This window comes from Streptococcus cuniculipharyngis (assembly GCF_007859195.1).
Lineage (GTDB): Bacteria > Bacillota > Bacilli > Lactobacillales > Streptococcaceae > Streptococcus > Streptococcus cuniculipharyngis.
This window is the reverse complement of sequence record NZ_VOHL01000012.1, coordinates 1-5,284: the sequence shown is the minus strand read 5'-3', so window position 1 is coordinate 5,284 and position 5,284 is coordinate 1. Positions and strand designations below refer to the sequence as shown.

The 5,284-nt window shown below is 49.3% G+C and carries 1 tRNA gene and 3 rRNA genes; all 4 read left to right on the top strand.

From position 1 onward, the window contains the following. Positions 1 to 177: 177 nt before the first annotated feature. The 4 genes from FRX57_RS07555 (at position 178) to rrf (ending at position 5,283) form a co-directional block, all read left to right on the top strand. Positions 178 to 1,726, top strand: a 16S ribosomal RNA gene (locus FRX57_RS07555). Between the two features lie 53 nt (positions 1,727 to 1,779). Beyond that, positions 1,780 to 1,852: transfer RNA gene (locus tag FRX57_RS07550), tRNA-Ala, on the top strand. A gap of 310 nt (positions 1,853 to 2,162) precedes the next feature. Continuing rightward, a 23S ribosomal RNA gene (locus tag FRX57_RS07545) occupies positions 2,163 to 5,062 on the top strand. A 105-nt stretch (positions 5,063 to 5,167) separates the two neighbouring features. Next, positions 5,168 to 5,283, top strand: a 5S ribosomal RNA gene (gene rrf, locus FRX57_RS07540). The 16S, 23S and 5S rRNA genes sit together here with 1 tRNA gene alongside, the layout of an rRNA operon. Position 5,284 lies beyond the last annotated feature (1 nt).

The following is a 5,284-nucleotide window of genomic DNA, read 5'->3' as shown; positions in this document are numbered from 1 at the left end:
TCAAAAAAAGTGTAAAAAGTTATTGACAAGTGGAAGTAGGTTTGATAGAATATAATAGTTGTCGCTTGAGAGAGCGGATAGGACCATTGAGAACTGAATAAGACGAACCAAGTGCGGGTTATGGAAATAACCTGTCAAAGAAAAACAATAAGTCAGTAATGACTGAGACAATCAAATTTTAATGAGAGTTTGATCCTGGCTCAGGACGAACGCTGGCGGCGTGCCTAATACATGCAAGTAGAACGCTGAAGTCTGGTGCTTGCACTAGACGGATGAGTTGCGAACGGGTGAGTAACGCGTAGGTAACCTACCTTGTAGCGGGGGATAACTATTGGAAACGATAGCTAATACCGCATAATAGTGGTTGTTGCATGACAACTACTTGAAAGGTGCAACTGCACCACTACGAGATGGACCTGCGTTGTATTAGCTAGTTGGTGAGGTAAAGGCTCACCAAGGCGACGATACATAGCCGACCTGAGAGGGTGATCGGCCACACTGGGACTGAGACACGGCCCAGACTCCTACGGGAGGCAGCAGTAGGGAATCTTCGGCAATGGGGGCAACCCTGACCGAGCAACGCCGCGTGAGTGAAGAAGGTTTTCGGATCGTAAAGCTCTGTTGTAAGAGAAGAACGAGTATGAGAGTGGAAAGTTCATACTGTGACGGTAACTTACCAGAAAGGGACGGCTAACTACGTGCCAGCAGCCGCGGTAATACGTAGGTCCCGAGCGTTGTCCGGATTTATTGGGCGTAAAGCGAGCGCAGGCGGTTAGATAAGTCTGAAGTAAAAGGCAGTGGCTCAACCATTGTACGCTTTGGAAACTGTTTAACTTGAGTGCAGAAGGGGAGAGTGGAATTCCATGTGTAGCGGTGAAATGCGTAGATATATGGAGGAACACCGGTGGCGAAAGCGGCTCTCTGGTCTGTAACTGACGCTGAGGCTCGAAAGCGTGGGTAGCGAACAGGATTAGATACCCTGGTAGTCCACGCCGTAAACGATGAGTGCTAGGTGTTAGGCCCTATCCGGGGCTTAGTGCCGCAGCTAACGCATTAAGCACTCCGCCTGGGGAGTACGGCCGCAAGGCTGAAACTCAAAGGAATTGACGGGGGCCCGCACAAGCGGTGGAGCATGTGGTTTAATTCGAAGCAACGCGAAGAACCTTACCAGGTCTTGACATCCCGATGCCCGCTCTAGAGATAGAGTTTTACTTCGGTACATCGGTGACAGGTGGTGCATGGTTGTCGTCAGCTCGTGTCGTGAGATGTTGGGTTAAGTCCCGCAACGAGCGCAACCCCTATTGTTAGTTGCCATCATTAAGTTGGGCACTCTAGCGAGACTGCCGGTAATAAACCGGAGGAAGGTGGGGATGACGTCAAATCATCATGCCCCTTATGACCTGGGCTACACACGTGCTACAATGGTTGGTACAACGAGTCGCAAGCCGGTGACGGCAAGCTAATCTCTGAAAGCCAATCTCAGTTCGGATTGTAGGCTGCAACTCGCCTACATGAAGTCGGAATCGCTAGTAATCGCGGATCAGCACGCCGCGGTGAATACGTTCCCGGGCCTTGTACACACCGCCCGTCACACCACGAGAGTTTGTAACACCCGAAGTCGGTGAGGTAACCATTTAGGAGCCAGCCGCCTAAGGTGGGATAGATGATTGGGGTGAAGTCGTAACAAGGTAGCCGTATCGGAAGGTGCGGCTGGATCACCTCCTTTCTAAGGAAAATGGATCACTTGGTCGTCTTATTTAGTTTTGAGTGGTCTTATGTGGGGCCTTAGCTCAGCTGGGAGAGCGCCTGCTTTGCACGCAGGAGGTCAGCGGTTCGATCCCGCTAGGCTCCATTATCTAGGATACAGAGTGACGATTCGCAGTAGCGAAAACTTCTGTAGAAAAATAGGAAACTGACGTAGAGTCACTAAGACTCAAGGAAGTTTATCTTTTTTCCTAAGAAGTTAGTCACGTGTTCAACTTAGATAAACCATAGTGTCAAACCTAACCAAGGTTTGCCTAGATTGTCCATTGAAAATTGAATATCTATCAAACATTCCTTTATGTATGTAAGTACATAGAAGAAATAGTAACAAGAAAATAAACCGAAACGCTGTGACTATTTAATGAGTTTTCTAGTTTAGTAAGATAACTAGGTTATAAGGTTAAGTTAATAAGGGCGCACGGTGGATGCCTTGGCACTAGGAGCCGATGAAGGACGTGACTAACGACGAAATGCTTTGGGGAGTTGTAAGTAAGCGAAGATCCAGAGATGTCCGAATGGGGGAACCCAACAGGTAATGCCTGTTATCCCTATCTGTTAAGGATAGAGGAGGGAAGACGCAGTGAACTGAAACATCTAAGTAGCTGCAGGAAGAGAAAGCAAAAGCGATTGCCTGAGTAGCGGCGAGCGAAACGGCAGGAGGGCAAACCGAAGAGTTTACTCTTCGGGGTTGTAGGACTGCAATGTGGACTTAAGGATTATAGACGAATTACCTGGGAAGGTAAGCCAAAGAGAGTAAAAGCCTCGTAGTCGAAATAGTCTTTATACCTAGCAGTATCCTGAGTACGGCGGGACACGTGAAATCCCGTCGGAATCTGGGAGGACCATCTCCCAACCCTAAATACTCCCTAGTGACCGATAGTGAACCAGTACCGTGAGGGAAAGGTGAAAAGCACCCCGGGAGGGGAGTGAAATAGAACCTGAAACCGTGTGCCTACAAGAAGTTCGAGCCCGTTAATGGGTGAGAGCGTGCCTTTTGTAGAATGAACCGGCGAGTTACGTTATGATGCGAGGTTAAGTTGAAGAGACGGAGCCGTAGGGAAACCGAGTCTGAATAGGGCGGTATAGTATCATGATGTAGACCCGAAACCATGTGACCTACCCATGAGCAGGTTGAAGGTGCGGTAAGACGCACTGGAGGACCGAACCAGGGCACGTTGAAAAGTGCTTGGATGACTTGTGGGTAGCGGAGAAATTCCAAACGAACTTGGAGATAGCTGGTTCTCTCCGAAATAGCTTTAGGGCTAGCGTCGATGTTAAGTCTCTTGGAGGTAGAGCACTGTTTGGGTGAGGGGTCCATCTCGGATTACCAATCTCAGATAAACTCCGAATGCCAATGAGATATAATCGGCAGTCAGACTGCGAGTGCTAAGATCCGTAGTCGAAAGGGAAACAGCCCAGACCACCAGCTAAGGTCCCAAAATAATTGTTAAGTGGAAAAGGATGTGGGGTTGCACAGACAACTAGGATGTTAGCTTAGAAGCAGCTATTCATTCAAAGAGTGCGTAATAGCTCACTAGTCGAGTGACCCTGCGCCGAAAATGTACCGGGGCTAAAACAATTTACCGAAGCTGTGGATACCTATATAGGTATGGTAGGAGAGCGTTCTATGTGTGAAGAAGGTGTACCGTGAGGAGCGCTGGAACGCATAGAAGTGAGAATGCCGGTATGAGTAGCGAAAGATGGGTGAGAATCCCATCCACCGTAAGACTAAGGTTTCCAGGGGAAGGCTCGTCCGCCCTGGGTTAGTCGGGACCTAAGGAGAGACGTAAACGTGTATCCGATGGCCAACAGGTTGATATTCCTGTACTAGAGTATGAAGTGATGGAGGGACGCAGTAGGCTAACTAAAGCGGGCGAATGGAAGAGCCCGTCTAAGCAGTGAGGCTTGATATGAGTTAAATGCTTGTATCTATAAGGTTGAGCTGTGATGGGGAGCGAAGTTTAGTAGCGAAGTTAGTGACGTCACACTGCCGAGAAAAGCTTCTAGCGTTGTATCATACTCTACCCGTACCGCAAACCGACACAGGTAGTCGAGGCGAGTAGCCTCAGGTGAGCGAGAGAACTCTCGTTAAGGAACTCGGCAAAATGACCCCGTAACTTCGGGAGAAGGGGTGCTGATTTAGGTCAGCCGCAGTGAATAGGCCCAAGCAACTGTTTATCAAAAACACAGCTCTCTGCTAAATCGTAAGATGACGTATAGGGGGTGACGCCTGCCCGGTGCTGGAAGGTTAAGAGGAGCGCTTAGCGTAAGCGAAGGTGTGAATTGAAGCCCCAGTAAACGGCGGCCGTAACTATAACGGTCCTAAGGTAGCGAAATTCCTTGTCGGGTAAGTTCCGACCCGCACGAAAGGCGTAATGATTTGGGCACTGTCTCAACGAGAGACTCGGTGAAATTTTAGTACCTGTGAAGATGCAGGTTACCCGCGACAGGACGGAAAGACCCCATGGAGCTTTACTGCAGTTTGATATTGAGTATCTGTACCACATGTACAGGATAGGTAGGAGCCGAAGAAGATGGGACGCCAGTTTCATCGGAGGCGTTGTTGGGATACTACCCTTGTGTTATGGCTACTCTAACCCGGATAGGTGATCCCTATCGGAGACAGTGTCTGACGGGCAGTTTGACTGGGGCGGTCGCCTCCTAAAAGGTAACGGAGGCGCCCAAAGGTTCCCTCAGATTGGTTGGAAATCAATCGCAGAGTGTAAAGGTATAAGGGAGCTTGACTGCGAGAGCAACAACTCGAGCAGGGACGAAAGTCGGGCTTAGTGATCCGGTGGTTCCGTATGGAAGGGCCATCGCTCAACGGATAAAAGCTACCCTGGGGATAACAGGCTTATCTCCCCCAAGAGTTCACATCGACGGGGAGGTTTGGCACCTCGATGTCGGCTCGTCGCATCCTGGGGCTGTAGTCGGTCCCAAGGGTTGGGCTGTTCGCCCATTAAAGCGGCACGCGAGCTGGGTTCAGAACGTCGTGAGACAGTTCGGTCCCTATCCGTCGCGGGCGTAGGAAATTTGAGAGGATCTGCTCCTAGTACGAGAGGACCAGAGTGGACATACCGCTGGTGTACCAGTTGTCCTGCCAAGGGCATCGCTGGGTAGCTATGTATGGAAGGGATAAGCGCTGAAAGCATCTAAGTGCGAAGCCTCCCTCAAGATGAGATTTCCCATGATATTATATCAGTAAGAGCCCTGAGAGAAGATCAGGTAGATAGGTTAGGAGTGTAAGTGTGGTGACACATGTAGCGGACTAATACTAATAGCTCGAGGACTTATCCGAAGTCAAGTAAGTAATTTAAGTATGACCAGAGTTGACGTTTAAGAAGAAACTTGTTATAATAGGTAGGTATTCAATTTTGGGTGGACAATCACTCAGAAGAGTTAGTTAAGTGATGATAGCCTAGGAGATACACCTGTACCCATGCCGAACACAGTAGTTAAGCCCTAGCACGCCGGAAGTAGTTGGGGGTTGCCCCCTGTGAGATATGGTAGTCGCTTAGCT